We start from the raw sequence: 19,868 nt of genomic DNA, 5'->3' as shown, positions 1-19,868 counted from the left end.
CAACGTTATCCGTTGCGGCCTCCATTAAGATCTTAACTGACAAGCATTACCCTATTGGGTGCCCTTTCACGCGAAGTAAGAAATTAGTGCTTTTGATTATCGCGTAGGTATTGCTCTGTGGACTCAATCTTTGCAATGCCAGCTTCGAGTATCGAGATGAACTGTCTGGCTACATCAGTAGTCAGCCAGTAGGTGGGGCCCACGTCAGCTTCTTCTTCTTTCTGATCCTGCGATGATAGCGAGTGCAGGCGGATCATCATGGCGTCATAACTGTCTACGGTACTGATGTCCCATCCAACCAGCGGATGAGTCTGAATGACGTCTTTATTTCTGTCCATTATAACCTCCTTATTACTCGTTAAACGAAGTGCTTCTTGAGGTTCAATGCGGCTTTTCTTGCACTAGCGGAACAATTATAACATGAAACAGGCGGTACAATAGTTAAAACGTGTGGCGATTAAAAAGAGAACGATAATAAATGCGTTCAGAATGCGACTTTTGTCGAATAATAAAGTGCCCGGTGTGCTGGGCATTTATTCAACAGCCTGAGCAGCGGCTATGGCGTAGTTATCGGCGGCGTTAAGGGAAAACTTTATGCCGCAGCGAACGGTAAAAAAGGGAAGGCTTCAGGCTTGTTCTGCCGGAGGGACCTGACCATTACGCCGCTGAATCTCTTCTGCCAGCCGAGTAAAGTGCTGTTGTAACTGTGCGTCGTGGTTCTGGTTTTGCGCTTCGAGCGACAGATTATGCACCAGTAACTGGCTGGCGCGATCGTCGAGGCAGAACGTCAAACTGGCAAAGGCATTTTCCAGCACCGTTAAACGTCGCTGCTGTTCAGCAATTAATGCCAGCAATTCACCGAAGGTCATCGCCTCTTCTGGTTTTTCAGTAGTCATGTAAAACACCTCCCGTAAGCATGACGAGGCAAGGATAGGGGATCGTTAAACATGAGTCTAGATGCAGCGACTTTATCTGGCGAGAGGGAAATTAAAACAAAAAAACCGGGTGGCGAAACCCGGCAAAAACGGCACAGTGGCAGTTAATCAGTAATAAACCAGTCGTCTGCGCTTTCCCACGTTTCTTGTAAAATATCGCTAATGCGTTCGCGTGACGCTTTACAGCCACCAAATACGCTCAATTGATTGCCACCCGCATAACGGACTTTGACATGGTGATCGTCATCGGGGAAATCACGGGAAATACGACGGGTGAGTTCGGCACTGAGTGCATCCAGTGCACCTGCGGGAAGGGGCTGAGTTTTCGCTACGGTAATTTCAACACGCATAAAAGCCTCCGGGATAATATACTGGTTATTTGTACAGTAAAATTATCCCAAAGGCAAGCTGTGCAATATTATTCTTTAATACGCCAGTTTAGGGTTTCACCTGCGAGGAACGGCACCAGCGTGTCATCGGCCACGTTGATGGTGTTCTGCACTGTCCAGGAGTCACGTACCAGCGTCAGTGTGCCCTCATTCAGCGGCAGGCCGTAGAAGTTAGGCCCGTTTTCTGAACAGAACGCTTCGAAATGTTCCAGCGCATTCAACTCTTCAAATACCGTGGCATAGGCAGGCAGTGATGTCGGTGCGTTAAACACGCCGGCACAGCCGCAACTCGCCTCTTTCAGGTGACGCAGATGCGGTGCGGTGTCCGTGCCGAGGAATACGCGACGATTGCCACTGGCCACCAGGCTGCGCAGTGCTCCCTGGTGAATGTTGCGTTTCAGAATTGGCAGGCAATAGAGATGAGGACGCACACCGCCCACCAACATGTGGTTGCGGTTAAACATCAAATGCTGCGGCGTGATGGTGGCACCCAGCAGGTCGTTGCCCGCGGCCAGATATTCAGCTGCTTCTTTAGTGGTAATGTGTTCCATCACGACTTTCAGGGCAGGGAAGCGCTGACGCAGAGGTTCCAGCACGGTTTCGATAAAGCGCGCTTCACGGTCAAAAATATCGATGTGCGAATCCGTGACTTCACCGTGCACCAGCATCGGCATGCCAATCTGCTGCATACGGTCCAGCACGCTGGCGATAGAATCAATATTAGTGACGCCGTGGCTGGAGTTGGTGGTGGCATGCGCGGGATAGAGTTTCGCTGCGGTGAAGGTCCCGTTGCGGAAGCCACGCTCAATTTCATCCGGATCTAAGGAATCAGTGAGGTAGCAGGTCATCAGTGGCGTAAAAGCGTGTTCAGCAGGCAGCGCAGCCATAATACGCTCGCGATAGGCAATGGCGGCCTCTACGCTGGTTACCGGTGGAACCAGATTTGGCATGACAATCGCACGACCATTGACCGCACTGGTATAAGGCAAAACGGCATTGAGCATCGCGCCATCGCGCAGATGGATATGCCAATCGTCAGGGCGGCGAATCGTGATTTGCTGGGGTTGGGCTGTCATTCAAAAAGGCTCCGGCTGAGAAAAAACGAATGGGCACGTTTAGGCCGGGGAGTAATCATAAGGGTGTGAGCAACCGTTTGCACGGGATTTTATTGCCGGAAACAAAAACCGCACCCGAAGGTGCGGTGGTTGAGGTTAATCCGTAAACGGAATCACCAATTGTCCCGGCTTCACTTCAATGCCTTTGGCAAATTTCTTCGCCAGTGCTTCACCTTTGCTACGGTCTTCGCTCAGCACATAGGCAGGCTTCTCATTGAAGTAGCGTTTGAGAGACTCATTAAGATAAGGCATCAGTGTTTTCATGATGGACGCCATCTTTTCTGGCTGTACCTGCGCGTCGACAATTTCAATATCATGCAGATAAATCGCGCCTTCCTGTGCATTGAAAATCGGCTGCGCTTTCATCTTGAGCTGCATCTCAGCCTGCTGCGGACCAAATAGCGAGCTGACGTTGATGTTTGCTTTGCCGGACAGGGTAATCTTGCCGGGTTCTTCACGACCAATCTGACTGGTGAGATCGCTGAGCACGATGTGTGCATTGACCAGCCCGGATACGCCGACGTCTTTTTCGAAGTTATTGCGCTTCTGCAGCGCTTGATTCACTTCCTGTTCGCTGATGGTGTATTGCGTCAATTGATTGCAGCCGCTCAACAGCACGGCTAAAAACAGGGCCAATAGCCCAGACATCGCCTTTTTCATAGATCCTCATCCTGAACGATACGGCAAAACAGCCATAGCCTGCCTGAAACCGGGCCAGGTGTCACCAGGAGAGGGATGAGAAACGCCGCAGCGTTTCTCATCGGACGGGGCTATGCCGCGATGGAAGAGAGCAGGTTAATCTGGGTTTGCTTCGCCATATTGTCGCGGTAATCCGCGACGCGACTCGGCCATTCGATGCCTGCCACTAAGGTGAGCGAACGCAGGAGCGGAAACAGATTGATATCGTCTTCAGACAGTTCGCCATTCACGGCATTGGGTTTGACGATGAGCTTATCGAGCTGACGCAGGTCATCACTGATGTTTTTTATCAGCCCGGGTGCGTGTTTACGCAGCTCCGTGAAATCTCCGACGCTGGCCTGCTTTTTCTCACGGAAATAGCTACGCGCTGCCGGCGTGGCAAATTCCGCAAACGAGGCATCAGCGATGCGCGGAATCAGTAGCTTATTGATGTAGCCGTTAACGCGGCGCAGCCATTCGCTGATGGCGGGGTTGTTTTTGCCGTTAAGCAGCGGCTCGCGATCCTGTTTATCCACCAGTCGGACAATGTCCATACTTTCTGGCATCGCACTGCCATCGGCTTTTTGCAGAATGGGCGCCATCTTCTGCCCGATGAGTTTTTTGGGCATCTGCTCATCGTCATTGAGCATAACGATCAATTCAACCGGCAGGTTCTTTAAGCCAAAAATCATGCGTGCTTTCACGCAGAAAGGGCAGTGATCGTAGATGTAGAGTTTCATCCCGTTTCTCCTGTGTAAATCTAAGGGTGACAAAGGTCACCCTTTTTCCGGACGTGCGGGAAGTATGGAAGAGATCCTTCGAAGGGGCAAACTAGCTGCTGAAGATGATCGGGGCCACCGGGCGCGGCTGGAACTGCCACCACAAGGCTAGCAGGGTGATGATGCCAACGCTGCTCAGCAACATCCAGGGCAGTTCAGGCAGAGCCAATTGCTGGCCCATGTCGAACATCCACCCGCCACCGGAGTAGCCAATCAGACCGCCGATGGCCAGACCTAAACGACTGAATCCCATGTAACTGCCCCGCGCGCGTGAACTGGCCAACGATGCGCTGAGCGTCTCGCGCGCCGGTTCAGCGATGATGGAACCCATGTAGAACACGCCGATTAACAAAAACAGCGAGGGCAGAGATTGGGCCATGCCGACAGGCAACAGGCTAAAGGTCATCAGGAATAAACCCGCCATCAGCCGGGTTTCCAGCCGGAAGCGCTTTTCGCTCCAGCGGGCCAGCGGATAGAGCAGGCTGAGCGACAACATGGCCTCGATGGCGTACATCCATTTCACGGCGGCGGGTGCGCCAGCCACCTGATTCACCATCACCGGCAACATCAACATCACTTGCACGGCCAGAATGTAGTAGCCGGTCAACGTCAGCACATAAAGGCGGAAACGTTTATCCTGCCAGACGCGCTGCATACCTTCGCGCATCGCAATGCGTTCCGTCGAGATGCGCCACGCCGGTAACCACACGGCGTTAAATATCGCCGCGGCGACAAACACCGCTGCACCTACCCAGCACACCAGACGGAAATCCCACGCCAGCAGCCAACTTCCAACCAGCGCACCCAGCACGGCGCCTGCGCTGTCCTGCATCATCAATAGCGAGAAGAAACGACCGCGCTCGCGAGCGCGTACCAGTTTCACCACCATGGCGCTGCGGGGAGGATCAAACAGGGTGCCACCGAGGCCGGATAGCAAACAGGCCAGCCATAGCATCCAGGGTTGATGCGCCAGCGCCATGCAAGCGAATCCAGCTGCACGCATCAGCATTCCCGTCACGATCAGCGGACGCGCGCCGAAACGATCGGCAATCGCGCCGCCGAAAATGCCCAGCCCCTGCTGCACAAACTGACGCAAACCCAGCGCGATACCCACCATTAATGCCGCCCAGCCTAGCTGTTCAACGAAATGGATGGAAATCAGTGGAAATACCACGAAAAAGCCTAACACCACCAACATGTTATCGACTAAGAGGAATGTTTTACCGAGGCGTCGTGCCCGCGCTACCCGAGACATGCTTAATCCTGAGCAAGTGATGAGAAAAGTGACCAGTTGGTCTATTTTCCGCCTGCGCTGACGGGAAAGACAGCGTATCCAGGATGATATTTTTTCATCGAATGAGCAGAAAAATTAATCCTGATTAAGGATGAATCACGTTGCATGTTGTCGAGGGTTTTACCGTAGCGAAGGTGACGGTTATAGTGAGAAGTATCGCCTTGGGCGTACATCTTTCTTAAAGTTATGGATTTCAGGAGTCATGATGTTTGGCTATCGTTCTGCTGGACCCCGCGTGCGCCTGACTACCGATCGTTTGGTGGTCCGTTTAGTTCACGAGCGCGATGCCTGGCGATTGGCAGATTATTATGCAGAGAACCGCGTCTTCCTTAAACCCTGGGAGCCGGTGCGCGACGAAAGCCACTGCTACCCCTCAGGCTGGCAGGCACGCCTTGGGCTGATTGCAGATATGCATAAACAGGGCTCAGCCTACTATTTTGTGCTGATGGACCCGGAAGAGCATGAAGTGCGGGGTGTGGCCAATTTTAGCAACGTGCTGCGCGGTTCATTTCACGCTTGTTACCTCGGTTACTCATTAGGCGAAAAGTGGCAGGGGCAAGGCATGATGTTTGAAGCGTTGCAGTCAGCGATTCGCTACATGCAGCGGCAGCAACGCATTCACCGCATCATGGCCAACTATATGCCGCACAATCAGCGCAGCGGTGATCTGCTGGCACGTCTTGGGTTCGAGAAAGAGGGGTATGCCAAAGATTATTTGCTGATCGATGGACGCTGGCAGGATCACGTGTTGACCGCGTTGACCTGGCAGGAGTGGACCCCAGATCGTCGTGGACAATAATAAGGAAATACGCATGAAAATGGCTTTATCCGCGCAGGCGCTGCGTGTGATCGGTTGCCTGCTAGAAAAGCAGGTCACCACTCCGGATCAATATCCACTTTCCCTCAATGGCGTGGTCACCGCCTGTAATCAAAAGTCCAACCGCGAACCAGTGATGAATCTGAGTGAAATGGAGGTGCAATCTCAACTTGATGAGCTGGTGAAGAAGCACCTGGTGACCTCCAACAACGGATTCGGTCAACGCGTCAGCAAGTATGAACAGCGCTTCTGTAACTCCGCATTCGGTCATTTGCAACTCAGCAGCGCGGAAGTGGCGGTACTGGCTTTACTGTTCCTGCGCGGCGCACAAACACCGGGTGAACTGCGCACCCGCAGTGGACGTTTGCATGAGTTCAGCGATATGAACGAGGTTGAGCAGACGCTAAACGGCTTAATCACCCGTGATGACGGGCCGATGGTGATACGTCTGGCACGCGAGCCGGGTAAACGCGAAAGCCGTTACATGCATCTGTTTGGCGGGGAAGTGGCTGAAGAGCCTGCCATGAGTGCAGATGAGAGGGACAGCGATGACCTGTTGAGCCGGGTTGCGCAGTTGGAACAGCAGGTGGCTCAACTGCAATCTCAACTGGAGCAACTGCTGCAGAAGGAGCAATAACATGACACTACGTATCGGCATTGTCGGATTAGGCGGCATCGCGCAGAAAGCCTGGTTGCCGGTGTTGTCTCACGCCACCGACTGGCAACTGGCGGGGGCGTTTTCGCCGAGCCAGGCAAAAGCTCAGCCCATCTGCGACAGTTATCGCGTGCCTTATTTCAATCAGCTGGACGCGCTGGCGGCCGCCAGTGATGCGGTCTTTGTGCACAGCAGTACTGCCAGCCATTTTGAAGTAGTGCAGGCGTTGCTGCTGGCGGGCAAAGATGTTTGCGTGGATAAACCATTAGCCGAAACCCTGCAGCAGGCGGAAGCGCTGGTGGCTTTAGCGGAGAAGCACAAACGCAAACTGATGGTGGCGTTTAATCGTCGCTTTGCGCCACGCTATCAACAGTTGAAAGCGGAAATGCCGCGAGCGGCTTCACTGCGTATTGAAAAGCATCGCGCGGATAGCGTGGGTCCAGGGGATTTGCGCTTTACTCTGCTGGATGACTACCTGCACGTGGTGGATACGGCGTTGTGGCTGGCAGGGGGCAAACTGACGCGTGAGCAGGGCTTTATTGAAACCAATGAGGAGGGGGCGATGCTGTACGCTGAACATCACTTCTCAGCAGGGCCGCTGCAAATCACCACCAGTATGCATCGTCGCGCCGGCACACAGCGCGAAGTGGTGAGCGCCATCTGCGACGGTGACTACATCGAAATTAATGAGATGCGTGACTGGCAGCAGGAGAACCTCGGCGGCTTACGCACCGATCCGGTAGCCTCCTGGCAAAGCCATCTTGTTCAGCGCGGTTTCAGCGGTGCGGCACAGCATTTTATCCAATGTGTACAAAATCAGACGATGCCTGAAACCAGCGGTGAACAGGCGCTGGCGGCGCAGCGTCTGGTGGAAAAACTGTGGCGCGATGCCGAACAGGAATAACCCCTTGTAACACTCAATGCTGGTCATTTCCCGCAGTGGCAGTAGACTATCGCCGGACATCAGCAGATGTCCGCGCTAAGTTGCTCATTTATCCGACACTTTTCAGGATGCGCCACTCAAAATGAATTTGTTGAAATCGCTGGCTGCGGTCAGTTCGATGACCTTTTTTTCTCGCGTGCTGGGCTTTGCCCGTGATGCCATTGTGGCACGCGTGTTCGGTGCCGGTATGGCTACCGATGCCTTCTTCGTGGCCTTCAAACTGCCCAATTTGCTGCGCCGTATCTTTGCGGAAGGCGCCTTTTCGCAGGCGTTTGTGCCCATTCTTGCTGAATACAAAAGCAAGCAGGGTGAAGAGGCCACGCGCGTATTTGTCGCCTACGTTTCCGGTTTACTGACGCTGGTGCTGGCGGTGGTGACGGTGCTCGGCATGATTGCCGCGCCCTGGGTGATTATGGTCACCGCACCCGGATTTGCCGATACCGCCGATAAATTCGCACTGACCAGTTCACTGCTGCGCGTCACCTTTCCTTATATTCTGCTGATATCTCTGGCGTCGCTGGCCGGTGCGATACTCAACACCTGGAATCGCTTCTCGGTTCCGGCATTTGCGCCGACGTTATTAAACATCAGCATGATTGGCTTTGCGGTATTTGCTGCCCCGCATTTCCATCCACCGGTGATGGCGCTGGCATGGGCTGTGGTCGTCGGTGGGGTGTTGCAACTGTTCTACCAACTGCCGCACCTGAAGAAAATCGGCATGCTGGTGTTGCCGCGCCTCAATCTGCGTGACGCCGGCGTATGGCGCGTCATGCGCCAAATGGGACCGGCGATTCTTGGCGTCTCGGTGAGCCAAATCTCCTTGATCATCAACACCATTTTCGCCTCATTCCTCGTCTCGGGTTCAGTGTCGTGGATGTACTATGCCGACCGTCTGATGGAGTTCCCGTCGGGCGTATTAGGTGTAGCACTGGGCACGATTTTACTGCCATCGTTAGCGAAGAGTTTCGCCAGCGGCAATCATGATGAGTACTCGCGTCTGATGGATTGGGGCCTGCGCCTCTGCTTCCTGCTGGCCCTGCCGAGCGCTGTTGCTCTTGGGATCCTCTCTGGCCCGCTGACCGTGGCGTTGTTCCAGTACGGCAAATTTACCGCGTTCGATGCCGCCATGACGCAGCGTGCGCTGGTGGCGTATTCAGTGGGATTGATGGGACTGATTGTGGTCAAAGTGCTGGCGCCCGGCTTCTATTCGCGTCAGGACATTAAAACCCCGGTGAAGATTGCGATTGTGACATTGATCATGACGCAGGTGATGAACCTGGCGTTTATCGGCCCGCTCAAACATGCCGGATTGTCGTTGTCGATCGGATTAGCGGCTTGTCTTAATGCCGCGCTGCTGTACTGGCAATTACGTAAACAGGATATCTTCCAGCCGCAGCCGGGTTGGTTTAGCTTCCTGGTGCGTCTGATGATTGCGGTTGTGGTCATGGCGGCAGCACTGCTGGGCATTCTGCATGTGATGCCGGCCTGGGAAGAAGGGCAGATGTGGTGGCGGTTACTGCGTCTGGCTGCAGTCTGCGCCATTGGCGGTGGTGCTTACTTTGTCATGCTGGGTCTGTTGGGCTTCCGCCCGAGAGATTTTGCCCGCCGTACGCTGGCATAAAAAAATCCCGCCTCGGCGGGATTTTTCTTTATTAACCTTTGCGGCTGAGCGTCGACTGACCTTTGCCTAACCCATCGGGACCGTAAAACGCCTGAGTCTGGTGCGGCTTCAGTATCGAGAGCGCATCATTGGTGAAGCTGATTTGATGCTGCAGCAGAATACCGTTATGAGTGTTGGTATCGCGCAAACGGCGGGTATGCTGCTGAATGCTCTGCCAGCGGCGTTCACGATCGCTGTGACCACCATAGGGCGCCTGAGTACCGAGTGACTTTTCGGTGTTTCGGCGCATTTCGTCCAGATAATTCAACGTCGTCAGCAGCGCGCTTTTATCTTCTGATATGCGCTGCAAGAGGTTGCCATTAACCTGGCCAGCAGACAGTTGCTGTTGCTCTTCATCCATCACCACAGTGAGTGAAGCCAGCACGTCCTGCATTTTATCTAAGGTGGTCAGCAGATTGTCCATTGGGATTATTTACCCTCTAAATACGCCTTGGTATCGGCGATCAGCGCGTCGGCGATCTTACCGGTATCCATTTTCAGTTCGCCATTACGAATAGCGGTTTTCAGTTGTTCAACACGTGCAGTGTTGATGTCTTTGCTGCCCGGCTGCATTAACTGCGCCTGAGCCGTGCTCAACTTCACTTCGGCACCGCTTTCGCTGGTGCTGGCGTTGGTTGAAGCAGTCACGTTTTGGCGCACCTTGCCGTTGTTATCGTTGGTGTCGCGGGATTGTACAGTGCTCACCGGGCTTAAAGGCTGCGTTCTGTCGATGCTCATGGTCTTGCTCCTGTAAGGTCAGTTGAGGGTCAGTCAACTGAGTCAGCATAGGGTAATGTCTTTGTTGATATCTCTATCGGCAGAACAACAGGGTTCTTTAACGCTTTATAGCGATATCAGAATATTCCCATCCGCGTCGACGCGCCCACTGACAACCTGACCATTTCCCATGCGCACGCGCACCATTTGTGCCGCGCTGGCGTTGTTCAGCGCACGTCCTTCGCTACTGGCATTAAACCCGTTTCCGCTGGCTACCACCATCACATTTTGTCCTGCTTTAACCCGCCAGGGCTGGCGCAGCATCATCGCGGTCACCGGCTGTCCAGGCGGGATATCACGCAGCGCAATCGCATCGGCCACGCTGTTGTTATCAAACAGGGCACGCGGAGGCAGTTCATCCAGACGCCCGGTCTCGAGACGGAAATCATTCGGGGCGAGGGTACTGCCACGTGCAACCTGACGGCTGGCAACTAAATACTGACCGGTCACCTGTATCTGAACCTGCAGGAAACGACGATTCTGATCGCAGCTGGCGGCAATGCTGAGATTCCCCCACTGGCGGCTATTGCCCGGCAGTTGTAACGCTGGCGCCTCGCAGGTCGGCCACTGCTCTTTGGGCGTGCGCACCACCACGGTCATCCCCGCGGCATGTTGCGGATCGCGCGCTTTAAAAAACTGCGTTAACTGTGCGGTCAGGTCCGCCGCATGGCCGGGCAGCGCGAAGGCCAACAACAACGTGGCCAGCAAAGGTAAAGAACTGCGCATAAACGCCTCCTGTCGAGAAGATGGCCTGAGTCTACTCTTCGCGCGAAAAATTCAATGTCAAAAATAGCCGTGATTTTTGCTGCTATTCAGACGATCGCCCTTGCATTTGTCCACTTAAGCTGTCAGCTCGAAATTCTCATTCGCGGAGGAAGCATGCTCGACAAACTCGATGCCGCGCTGCGATTTGGTACAGAAGCGATAAACCTACGAGCTCAGCGTCAGGAAATCCTGGCGTCAAATATTGCCAACGCCGATACCCCGGGCTACCAGGCACGGGATATCGACTTTGCCAGCCAGCTGAGCAAGGTGATGGAAAACGGTCGCGCGGAGGGGAGCAGCATGGCGCTGAAAGTCACCTCTTCACGCCACATCGCCGCTGAAACCAACTCTCAGCCATCCATGGACCTGATGTACCGCATTCCCGATCAACCTGCCGCGGATGGCAACACCGTGGATATGGATCGTGAACGTACGCAGTTTGCTGATAACAGCCTGAAATACCAAACCGATCTCACCCTCATCAGTAGCCAAATCAAAGGCATGATGAGCGTTCTGCAGGGGCAATAACCATGGCATTGCTGAATATTTTTGATATCGCCGGTTCGGCGATGACCGCGCAATCACAGCGCCTCAACGTCAGCGCCAGTAACCTGGCCAACGCCGACAGTGTCACCGGGCCGGATGGTCAGCCTTATGTGGCAAAACAGGTGATATTCCAGACCGATGCCGCCCCTGGCGCGGCGACCGGTGGCGTCAAAGTCGCGGGCGTGGTGAACGATCCTACCCCGGCCAAATTGGTGTATGACCCAGGTAATCCGATGGCGGATGAGAAGGGTTACGTCAAGATGCCAAATGTCGATGTCGTATCAGAAACCGTTAACACCATGTCAGCGTCCCGCAGCTATCAGGCCAACGTCGAAGTGTTGAACACGGTGAAATCAATGATGATGAAAACCCTGACGATGGGTCAATAACGGAGCACGAACATGAGCGTAGCAGTCGGCGTTAATGCCAATCTTGACCCAACGGTACTGAGTTCGTCCAGTTCAACAGGGACGGGAAACAGTGCTCAGGACTTGCAGAACCAATTCCTGACCATGCTGGTGACGCAGTTGCAGAACCAGGATCCCACCAACCCAATGGACAACAGCCAGCTCACTACTCAGCTGGCGCAGATTAACACCCTGAGCGGCATTGAGAAGCTGAATACCACGTTGGGTTCCATCTCTGGTCAGCTCACCACCAGCCAGTCACTGCAGAGTACGACGCTGATTGGACATGGTGTGATGATTGATGGCAGCCAGATCCTGGTGGGCAGTGGTACCACGACCCCATTCGGGGTGGAGTTGAGTACCGCCTCTACCGCCACCACCGCGACCATCAAAGATTCGAACGGCACTGTGGTTCGCACTGTCGACTTGGGCGCATTGACGTCCGGCGTTCACGCCTTCTCCTGGGACGGCAAAGACGCGAATGGCACGACAGTGGCTGATGGCAAATATTCTGTATCGATTGCCGCCAGTAATGGCAGCACACAATTGGTGGCACAACCGCTTAATTACGCTTACGTGAATGGCGTGAGTACGGTGGATAACACCTCAAAACTGGACCTCGGCACCATGGGCTCCGCCACTCTTGATGAAGTTCGTCAGATTCTCTAATTCAATTTTAGCAGGAGACACGTTATGTCTTTTTCTCAAGCTGTCAGTGGTATGAATGCGGCCTCCAGTAACCTGGACGTCATTGGTAACAACATCGCCAACTCCGCGACTGCGGGTTTCAAATCCAGCACCATTTCGTTCGCGGATATGTTTGCTGGTTCAAATATCGGTATGGGTACCAAGGTCGCTGCGGTTATTCAGAACTTCAACGACGGTACCACGACCTCAACCAGCCGTGGTCTGGACGTGGCACTGAGCGGTAACGGTTTCTTCCGTATGACCGATGCTGCGGGTAGCGTGTACTACTCTCGTAATGGTCAGTTCACGCTGGATGCCAACCGTAACCTGGTGAACACCCAGGGCATGAGCGTGACCGGCTATCCGGCAACCGGTACCCCGCCGACCATTCAGACGGGTGCAAACCCGGTGGCATTGAGCGTACCGACGACGCAGATGTCGGCGCGCGCGACCACGACCGCCGGTTTGGTGTCTAACCTGAACTCCACAGATAGCGTGCCAACAGTGGCAACCTTCAGCTCGTCAGACGTCGATAGCTACAACGCCAAAAGCACCGTCACTGTGTATGACTCACAGGGTAACGATCATGCTCTCGACCTCTATTATGTGAAAACCAGTGATAACAACTGGGCTGTGCACGCGATTGATTCCACTACTGGAGCGTCAGCAGGTGATTTCTCGATGACCTTTGACTCCAACGGTAAGCTGCAATCTATCACAAGCGGCGGGACAACCACCGCAGGTGCAACCACTGTTGGCTTGACTATTCAGGGATCTAATGGTGCTGCGGCCAATCAGGCCATCACGTTGAGCGTACTGGGAAGCCAGCAACAAAACACCGGCACCACGTCATTCGGGAACCCAACGCAGGATGGTTATGCGCCGGGCGACCTGACCAGCTACGCCATCAACGATGACGGCACCATTACCGGTACCTATTCGAACCAGAAAACTCAGCTGCTGGGTCAAATCGTTCTGGCCAGCTTCTCTAACCCGGAAGGCCTGAAGTCAGAAGGCGATAACGTCTGGTCTGCGACCAACGCTTCGGGTCAGGCAGCTATCGGTTTGGCTAACACCGGCACTTACGGTTCACTGACTTCAGGTGCACTGGAAGCCTCCAACGTCGATCTGAGTAAAGAGCTGGTCAACATGATTGTTGCACAACGTAACTATCAGGCCAACAGCCAGACAATTAAAACGCAGGATCAGATCCTCAACACCCTGATCAACTTACGTTAATTCGCTAACGGGATTGCATTATGGATCACGCAATATATACCGCGATGGGCGCCGCCAGTCAGACGATGGAACAACAATCGGTGACCGCCAGCAACCTCGCCAACGCCTCAACGCCGGGCTTCCGCGCCCAGCTCAACGCGTTGCGCGCGGTGCCGGTCAACGGCTGGTCGCTGCCGACGCGCACCTTAGTGGCTGCCTCAACGCCGGGTGCCGATATGACGCCAGGCGCGATGGACAACACCGGACGCCCGCTCGATGTGGCGGTACAGCAAGATGGCTGGCTGGCGGTGCGTACCGCTGACGGTTCTGAAGCCTATACCCGCAACGGCAACATGCAGATCAGCTCGACCGGTATTTTGACCATTCAGGGCAATCCCGTGATGGGCGATGGCGGTCCAATCGCCATTCCACAAGGCTCCGAACTGACTATCGCGGCTGACGGTACCATCACCTCGCGTAATGCGGGTGATGCGCCAAACGCCACGGTACAGATTGGCAAGCTGAAGCTGGTTAAGGCCACGGGCAAAGAGTTACAGCGCGGTGACGACGGTATGTTCCGTCCAACCCAGGCGACGCAGGCGACACGCGGTGCGGCTCTAGCGCCTGATGCAACGGTCGCGGTCATGCCAGGTGTGCTGGAAGGCAGCAACGTTAAGCCAGTGGAAACCATGGTCGACATGATCGCCAACGCCCGACGTTTCGAGATGCAGATGAAAGTCATCACTAACGTCGATGAAAACGAACAAAAAGCCAATCAACTGCTCAACATGAGCAGCTAAGGCGTAAGGAAAACAACATGATTCGTTCTTTATGGATCGCTAAAACCGGCCTTGACGCCCAGCAAACCAATATGGACGTCATTTCGAACAACCTTGCGAACGTTTCAACCAACGGGTTTAAACGTTCGCGTGCCGTGTTCGAAGATCTGATGTATCAGACGCTGCGTCAGCCGGGCACGCAGTCATCGGAACAGACTACATTGCCCTCAGGCTTGCAGATTGGTACCGGTGTGCGCCCAGTGACCACCGAGCGTCTGCATACCCAGGGCAACCTGTCGCAGACCAGTAACTCAAAAGACGTGGCGATCAACGGTCAGGGTTATTTCGAAGTGCAGATGCCAGACGGTACCTCTTCCTATACCCGCGACGGTTCATTCCAGGTGGATCAGAACGGTCAGCTGGTGACCAACGCCGGCTATCCGGTTCAGCCTGGGATCACTATCCCGGCGAACGCCACCAGTATCACCATCTCGCGTGACGGTGTGGTGAGCGTGACACAGCAGGGGCAGACTAACCCAGCACAGGTTGGACAGCTGACGCTGAGCACCTTTATGAACGATGCGGGCCTCGATAGCCTGGGTGAAAACCTCTATCAGGAAACGCAGGCATCCGGTGCGGCGACGCAGAGTACGCCAGGCCAGAACGGCGCGGGTTTGCTGTATCAGGGTTATGTTGAAACCTCTAACGTCAACGTGGCGGAAGAGTTGGTCACCATGATTCAGACGCAGCGTGCTTATGAAATCAACAGCAAAGCGATCACCACCTCTGATCAGATGCTGCAGAAATTAACCCAGGTTTAATCTGGGGTCGTTGGGCCAGCCTGGCTGGCCCGATTAAGAACATGAATAAGGTCAGAACTCCGTGGCGAAGCAAGTGATTCTCAAGCCTGGGCATTGGTTAGTAGCCACGCTGCTACTGACATTAAACGGTTGTGCGTTAGTCCCGCGTACGCCTCTGGTGCAGGGTGCCACAACGGCAGAACCCACGCCTTCCGCACCGCCAGTGGTAAACGGTTCTATTTTCCAGGGCGTTGCGCCACTGAACTACGGCTATCAGCCGCTGTTCGAAGACCGCCGTCCACGTAACATTGGCGATACCCTGACGATTACGCTGCAAGAGAATGTCAGCGCCAGCAAAAGTTCTTCAGCCAATGCGAGCCGTGATGGCAGCAACAGCTTTGGCGTGAGCACTGTGCCAACCGGCCTGAGCGGTCTGGTCGGCCCCGCCGGTGAGAAAGCCGGTCTGGATGCCAATGGTAAAAATGACTTCGCAGGCAAAGGTGGCGCAACGGCCAATAATACCTTTACCGGCACCATCACCGTCACCGTGAATCAGGTGTTGTCGAATGGCAACCTGCGCGTGGTCGGTGAGAAACAGATCGAAATTAACCAGGGAACCGAATTTATTCGCTTCTCCGGTGTGGTTAACCCACGCACCATCAGCGCCAGCAACGCCGTGTTGTCAACGCAGGTGGCCGATGCACGTATTGAGTATGTCGGAAACGGGTATATCAATGAGGCGCAAACCATGGGCTGGTTCCAGCGTTTCTTCCTGAACGTGTCGCCGATGTAATCGAGGTAATGATGAAAATGAACACTCTGCTGCGTCTGAGCCTGAGCCTGCTGCTCGGCGTCAGTCTGATGGCCCAGGCTGACCGCATTCGCGATCTGACATCCGTGCAGGGCGTGCGCGAAAACCAGCTGATCGGTTACGGCCTGGTGGTGGGGCTTGATGGGACAGGTGACCAAACAACACAAACCCCGTTTACCACCCAGACGGTAAGCAACATGCTGTCGCAGCTCGGTATCACCGTGCCCACCGGCACCAATATGCAGCTGAAAAACGTGGCGGCGGTGATGGTCACGGCGAAGCTGCCGTCGTTTGCGCGGCAGGGGCAGAATATTGACGTAGTGGTCTCTTCGCTGGGTAACGCCAAAAGCCTGCGCGGTGGCACGCTGTTAATGACGCCGATGAAAGGGGTCGATAACCAGGTTTACGCGCTGGCGCAGGGTAACATTTTGGTGGGCGGTGCGGGTGCATCTGCGGGCGGCAGCAGTGTGCAGGTTAACCAGCTAAACGGTGGCCGCATTACTAATGGTGCAACGGTAGAGCGCGAGTTGCAAAGTAACTTTGGCAGCCAAAACACCATCAATCTCCAATTGAATACTGAAGATTTCACCATGGCGCAGCGTATTGCCGATGCGATTAATAGCCGTGGCGTGGGTTCAGCGCAACCGCTCGATGCGCGCACGGTGCAAATTCGTGTGTCGCCAAACAACAGCTCGCAGGTGCGTTTGCTGGCCGATATCCAAAATATTGACGTTTCCGTGCCGGTTGAAGATGCCAAAGTCATCATCAACTCGCGTACCGGTTCGGTGGTCATGAACCGCGAGGTAACGCTCAATACCTGTGCTGTGGCGCAAGGCAACTTGTCGGTGACAGTGAATCAGCAGCAGAACGTCAGCCAGCCGAACACGCCGTTCGCCGGTGGACAAACCGTGGCGACGACGCAGACGCAGATCGACTTGCGCCAGAGCGGCGGAGCCTTGCAGCGTGTTAACGCCAGCGCCAACCTTAATAACGTGGTCCGTGCCCTTAACGCCCTGGGCGCAACGCCGATTGAGCTGATGTCGATTCTGCAGTCGATGCAAAGTGCAGGCTGTCTGCGCGCCAAACTGGAAATCATCTGATGACCGATACGCAATCGCTGATGAGTGCGGCTTATGACAGCCGCTCACTGAACAACCTGAAACGCGAAGCCGCCGCCGACCCGAAAGGGAAGGCGCTGCAAGTGGCAAAACAGGTTGAGGGAATGTTCGTACAGATGATGTTGAAGAGCATGCGTGAAGCGTTGCCGCAGGATGGCATCTTCAGCAGCGACTCAACAAAGATGTACACCTCAATGTACGATCAGCAGATTGCGCAGGAAATCGGTAAACGCGGGCTGGGTATGGCGGATTTGATCGTCAAACAGATGCAGCCCGCGCAAGAGCCTGATGAAACCGCTGGCACGGTACCGATGAAGCTGGATAACAGCTTCATTTATAGCAATCTGCCTTCCAACCAACTGGAGCAGATGGTACGCAAAGCGGTGCCGCGTCTGCCGGTCTCGCCGTCCAGCTTCCCAGCGGATAGCAACGACTTTATTGCCCAGTTATCCCAACCCGCGCAGGCCGCGAGTCAGCAGAGTGGTATTCCTCATCACTTGATCCTTGCCCAGGCGGCGCTGGAATCGGGTTGGGGACAACGCCAGATTCTGACGCGCGACGGCAAGCCGAGCTACAACGTGTTTGGCATCAAGGCCGGTGGTGACTGGAAGGGCGCAACCACCGACATCATGACCACCGAATATGAAGGTGGCGTGGCGAAGAAAGTGCGTGCCACCTTCCGTGTGTATGGTTCCTATATGGAAGCACTCAGCGACTACGTCAAACTGCTGTCCAATAACCCGCGCTATGCCGCCGTTGCCAACGCCGCAACGCCGGAGCAGGGCGCACGAGCCCTGCAGGCAGCGGGCTATGCCACCGATCCGAAATATGCGCAGAAATTGGTGGGAATGATCCAGCAATTCAAAAACATGGGCGAAAAAGTGGTGAAGGCGTATAGCCAGGATATTACCGATTTGTTCTGATTTTTTACCTCAAGTTTCACTTAAGCACGCCGATAACCATCATAAGCTGCGGGCGTTTTAGCCCGCCCAATCGCACTGATGACTGCCAGCCCGGTTAACGGGAAATAAAGGAACCGAGATGTCCAGCATAATTAACTCAGCGATGAGTGGGCTGAGCGCCGCACAGGCCGCATTAAGCACCACCAGTAACAACATCAGCAACTACACGGTAGCGGGTTACTCACGTCAGACGACCATTCTGTCGCAGGCCAATAGCACCCTGCAGGGCAACAGCTACTATGGCAATGGCGTGACGCTGAATGGCGTGCAGCGTGAATATGATGAGTTTGTTACTGCTCAGTTGCGCGGATCCAGTGCCAATTACAGCGCGGTGAACACCCAATACAGTCAGATTTCAAACATTGATGACCTGCTGTCGACATCGACCACCAGCCTTTCAACGTCGATTCAAAGCTTCTTTACCAATGTGCAAAACGTGGTAAGTAACGCAAACGATCCGTCTGCACGTCAATCAATGCTGAGCTATGCCCAGGGGTTGGTCAATCAGTTCCAAACCACGGCGCAGTACTTGAATAATATGCAAACCAGCGTGAATACGGACATTGCGTCCAACGTTGACCAGATTAACACCTACACCAGCCAGATTGCCGACCTCAACACCCAGATCGCAAAACTGACCACCGGCAACGGTGCTGCACCGAACGATCTGCTGGATCAACGCGATCAGTTGGTGAACAACCTCAATAACATCGTTGGGGTAAACGTCTCTCAGCAAGATGGTAGCTATATCGTCTCGATGGGGAGTGTCACTCTGGTTAACGGCAAAAACTCGACTAATTTGGTCGCGATGCCTTCCAGCGCCGATAACTCGCGTATCACTGTCGGTTATGTCGACAAGCAAGCGGGTAATGTCGAAATTCCTGAAAAAACCCTGACGACCGGCTCACTGGGTGGTTTGCTGGCGTTCCGCACGCAGGATTTAGATACCGCACAGAATCAGCTTGGCCAGTTAGCGGCTGCCTTCACCACCAGCTTTAACGCCGTGCAAACTGCAGGTTATGACAGTAACGGCGCTCAGGGCACGAAATTCTTCAACATCGGCTCACCGAACGTAGTGAGTAATAGCAAGAATACGTCCACTGCAACGGTGACCGCAGAATGGTCTGATACCAGTGCACTTAAAGCCTCTAACTACTCCATGAGCTATGACAGCGCCAGCAGTACCTGGTCTGTGACTCGCTTGTCTGACAACGTGAAATTTAGCGTTACGCCTGATGCGACAGACGGCACCCTGAGCTTTGATGGTCTGAAACTAACCGTTAGCGGCACGCCTGATAATAAAGATAGTTTCCTGGTAAAACCGGTCCAGAACGTGATTAGCAGTATGTCTGTGGCTATCACGGATGAATCGCAAATCGCGGCTGCATCCAGTGCGACCAGTGGCGAAAGTGACAACACCAACGCCCAAAAAATGCTGGATTTGCAGGATGCGAAGTTGGTTAACGGCAACGCAACGATTGCGCAAGCGTATGCCAGCATCGTCAGCACGGTGGGTAACAAAACCAGCACACTGGAAACGGCCAGTACCACGCAGAAAAACGTGGTCGACCAGCTTACCGACCGTCAGCAGTCGGTCTCAGGGGTGAACCTTGATGAAGAGTACGCCAACCTGACCAAATATCAGCAGTTTTATATGGCGAATGCGCAGGTATTGCAAACCGCCAGCACGATTTTCAATGCGCTGATGGACATCCGCGGCTAAGCATAGAGGA

Annotated in this window: 24 protein-coding genes; 14 read left to right on the top strand and 10 right to left on the bottom strand. The window is 54.3% G+C overall.

Annotated elements, in window-relative coordinates; all coding sequences use genetic code 11:
- Nucleotides 1–83: 83 nt before the first annotated feature.
- The 7 genes from bssS to mdtH form a co-directional block, all read right to left on the bottom strand.
- Nucleotides 84–338: a biofilm formation regulator BssS gene (gene bssS / locus IAE30_RS16955; RefSeq protein WP_013508627.1), complete on the bottom strand. Its 255-nt coding sequence runs from the start codon at nucleotides 336–338 to the stop codon at nucleotides 84–86.
- A gap of 288 nt (nucleotides 339–626) precedes the next feature.
- The gene (locus tag IAE30_RS16950; RefSeq protein WP_038647637.1) at nucleotides 627–896 is read right to left on the bottom strand and encodes a hypothetical protein; all 270 of its coding nucleotides are present in this window, start codon (nucleotides 894–896) and stop codon (nucleotides 627–629) included.
- 143 nt (nucleotides 897–1,039) lie between these two features.
- A complete protein-coding gene (dinI, locus tag IAE30_RS16945) occupies nucleotides 1,040–1,285 on the bottom strand; it encodes a DNA damage-inducible protein I (RefSeq protein ID WP_034820137.1) in 246 nt (81 codons plus the stop codon).
- Between the two features lie 68 nt (nucleotides 1,286–1,353).
- Nucleotides 1,354–2,400, bottom strand: a complete 1,047-nt coding sequence (gene pyrC / locus IAE30_RS16940) for a dihydroorotase (RefSeq protein WP_200680450.1) — start codon at nucleotides 2,398–2,400, stop codon at nucleotides 1,354–1,356.
- A 135-nt stretch (nucleotides 2,401–2,535) separates the two neighbouring features.
- Nucleotides 2,536–3,099 carry a lipoprotein gene (locus tag IAE30_RS16935; protein WP_200680449.1) on the bottom strand — a complete coding sequence of 188 codons (564 nt, stop codon included), beginning with the start codon at nucleotides 3,097–3,099 and terminating at the stop codon, nucleotides 2,536–2,538.
- A gap of 110 nt (nucleotides 3,100–3,209) precedes the next feature.
- Nucleotides 3,210–3,857: a glutaredoxin 2 gene (gene grxB / locus IAE30_RS16930; RefSeq protein ID WP_200680448.1), complete on the bottom strand. Its 648-nt coding sequence runs from the start codon at nucleotides 3,855–3,857 to the stop codon at nucleotides 3,210–3,212.
- A gap of 91 nt (nucleotides 3,858–3,948) precedes the next feature.
- Nucleotides 3,949–5,151 carry a multidrug efflux MFS transporter MdtH gene (mdtH, locus tag IAE30_RS16925; protein WP_200680447.1) on the bottom strand — a complete coding sequence of 401 codons (1,203 nt, stop codon included), beginning with the start codon at nucleotides 5,149–5,151 and terminating at the stop codon, nucleotides 3,949–3,951.
- 244 nt (nucleotides 5,152–5,395) lie between these two features.
- Here mdtH and rimJ point away from each other — a divergent pair, with 244 nt between their 5' ends.
- The 4 genes from rimJ (at nucleotide 5,396) to murJ (ending at nucleotide 9,226) form a co-directional block, all read left to right on the top strand.
- Nucleotides 5,396–5,989 carry a ribosomal protein S5-alanine N-acetyltransferase gene (gene rimJ / locus IAE30_RS16920; RefSeq protein ID WP_038647626.1) on the top strand — a complete coding sequence of 198 codons (594 nt, stop codon included), beginning with the start codon at nucleotides 5,396–5,398 and terminating at the stop codon, nucleotides 5,987–5,989.
- 13 nt (nucleotides 5,990–6,002) lie between these two features.
- A complete protein-coding gene (locus tag IAE30_RS16915) occupies nucleotides 6,003–6,644 on the top strand; it encodes a DUF480 domain-containing protein (RefSeq protein WP_038647624.1) in 642 nt (213 codons plus the stop codon).
- 1 nt (nucleotide 6,645) lies between these two features.
- Complete coding sequence (locus tag IAE30_RS16910) at nucleotides 6,646–7,566, top strand: Gfo/Idh/MocA family protein (protein ID WP_038647622.1); 921 nt, start codon at nucleotides 6,646–6,648, stop codon at nucleotides 7,564–7,566.
- 121 nt (nucleotides 7,567–7,687) lie between these two features.
- Nucleotides 7,688–9,226 (top strand): murein biosynthesis integral membrane protein MurJ, encoded by a 1,539-nt coding sequence (murJ, locus tag IAE30_RS16905; protein WP_200680445.1) that lies wholly within the window; start codon nucleotides 7,688–7,690, stop codon nucleotides 9,224–9,226.
- A gap of 31 nt (nucleotides 9,227–9,257) precedes the next feature.
- On the opposite strand, the gene flgN is transcribed toward murJ, so the two are convergent.
- From flgN to flgA, 3 genes are all read right to left on the bottom strand, one after another.
- Nucleotides 9,258–9,689, bottom strand: a complete 432-nt coding sequence (gene flgN / locus IAE30_RS16900; protein ID WP_038647618.1) for a flagellar export chaperone FlgN — start codon at nucleotides 9,687–9,689, stop codon at nucleotides 9,258–9,260.
- Between the two features lie 5 nt (nucleotides 9,690–9,694).
- The gene (gene flgM / locus IAE30_RS16895; RefSeq protein ID WP_200537244.1) at nucleotides 9,695–10,003 is read right to left on the bottom strand and encodes a flagellar biosynthesis anti-sigma factor FlgM; all 309 of its coding nucleotides are present in this window, start codon (nucleotides 10,001–10,003) and stop codon (nucleotides 9,695–9,697) included.
- A 105-nt stretch (nucleotides 10,004–10,108) separates the two neighbouring features.
- Complete coding sequence (gene flgA / locus IAE30_RS16890) at nucleotides 10,109–10,768, bottom strand: flagellar basal body P-ring formation chaperone FlgA (RefSeq protein ID WP_200537245.1); 660 nt, start codon at nucleotides 10,766–10,768, stop codon at nucleotides 10,109–10,111.
- Between the two features lie 153 nt (nucleotides 10,769–10,921).
- Between flgA and flgB the strand changes: the two genes are divergently transcribed.
- From flgB to flgK, 10 genes are all read left to right on the top strand, one after another.
- A complete protein-coding gene (flgB, locus tag IAE30_RS16885; RefSeq protein WP_200537246.1) occupies nucleotides 10,922–11,335 on the top strand; it encodes a flagellar basal body rod protein FlgB in 414 nt (137 codons plus the stop codon).
- A gap of 2 nt (nucleotides 11,336–11,337) precedes the next feature.
- On the top strand, nucleotides 11,338–11,742 hold the full coding sequence (gene flgC / locus IAE30_RS16880) for a flagellar basal body rod protein FlgC (protein WP_034830669.1): 405 nt from the start codon (nucleotides 11,338–11,340) through the stop codon (nucleotides 11,740–11,742).
- Between the two features lie 12 nt (nucleotides 11,743–11,754).
- Complete coding sequence (gene flgD, locus IAE30_RS16875) at nucleotides 11,755–12,429, top strand: flagellar hook assembly protein FlgD (RefSeq protein WP_034830672.1); 675 nt, start codon at nucleotides 11,755–11,757, stop codon at nucleotides 12,427–12,429.
- A gap of 24 nt (nucleotides 12,430–12,453) precedes the next feature.
- Nucleotides 12,454–13,686 (top strand): flagellar hook protein FlgE, encoded by a 1,233-nt coding sequence (flgE, locus tag IAE30_RS16870; protein WP_200537247.1) that lies wholly within the window; start codon nucleotides 12,454–12,456, stop codon nucleotides 13,684–13,686.
- 20 nt (nucleotides 13,687–13,706) lie between these two features.
- Nucleotides 13,707–14,465: a flagellar basal body rod protein FlgF gene (locus tag IAE30_RS16865; RefSeq protein ID WP_034830676.1), complete on the top strand. Its 759-nt coding sequence runs from the start codon at nucleotides 13,707–13,709 to the stop codon at nucleotides 14,463–14,465.
- 17 nt (nucleotides 14,466–14,482) lie between these two features.
- A complete protein-coding gene (gene flgG, locus IAE30_RS16860; RefSeq protein ID WP_034830678.1) occupies nucleotides 14,483–15,265 on the top strand; it encodes a flagellar basal-body rod protein FlgG in 783 nt (260 codons plus the stop codon).
- 61 nt (nucleotides 15,266–15,326) lie between these two features.
- Nucleotides 15,327–16,037, top strand: coding sequence for a flagellar basal body L-ring protein FlgH (locus IAE30_RS16855; RefSeq protein ID WP_200537248.1), 711 nt, complete (start codon nucleotides 15,327–15,329; stop codon nucleotides 16,035–16,037).
- A gap of 11 nt (nucleotides 16,038–16,048) precedes the next feature.
- Nucleotides 16,049–17,155, top strand: coding sequence for a flagellar basal body P-ring protein FlgI (locus tag IAE30_RS16850; protein WP_052059427.1), 1,107 nt, complete (start codon nucleotides 16,049–16,051; stop codon nucleotides 17,153–17,155).
- Nucleotides 17,155–18,096 (top strand): flagellar assembly peptidoglycan hydrolase FlgJ, encoded by a 942-nt coding sequence (gene flgJ, locus IAE30_RS16845; protein WP_034830681.1) that lies wholly within the window; start codon nucleotides 17,155–17,157, stop codon nucleotides 18,094–18,096. The genes IAE30_RS16850 and flgJ overlap by 1 nt, the downstream gene beginning before the upstream one ends.
- Nucleotides 18,097–18,214: 118 nt before the next feature.
- Entirely contained in the window at nucleotides 18,215–19,858 is a 1,644-nt protein-coding gene (flgK, locus tag IAE30_RS16840; RefSeq protein ID WP_200537249.1) for a flagellar hook-associated protein FlgK, read from the top strand.
- Nucleotides 19,859–19,868 lie beyond the last annotated feature (10 nt).

Source organism: Pantoea sp. S61, assembly GCF_016625145.1.
In the GTDB taxonomy this organism is placed as follows: Bacteria; Pseudomonadota; Gammaproteobacteria; order Enterobacterales; family Enterobacteriaceae; genus Pantoea; species Pantoea rwandensis_B.
This window is presented reverse-complemented; position numbering and strand designations above follow the sequence as displayed.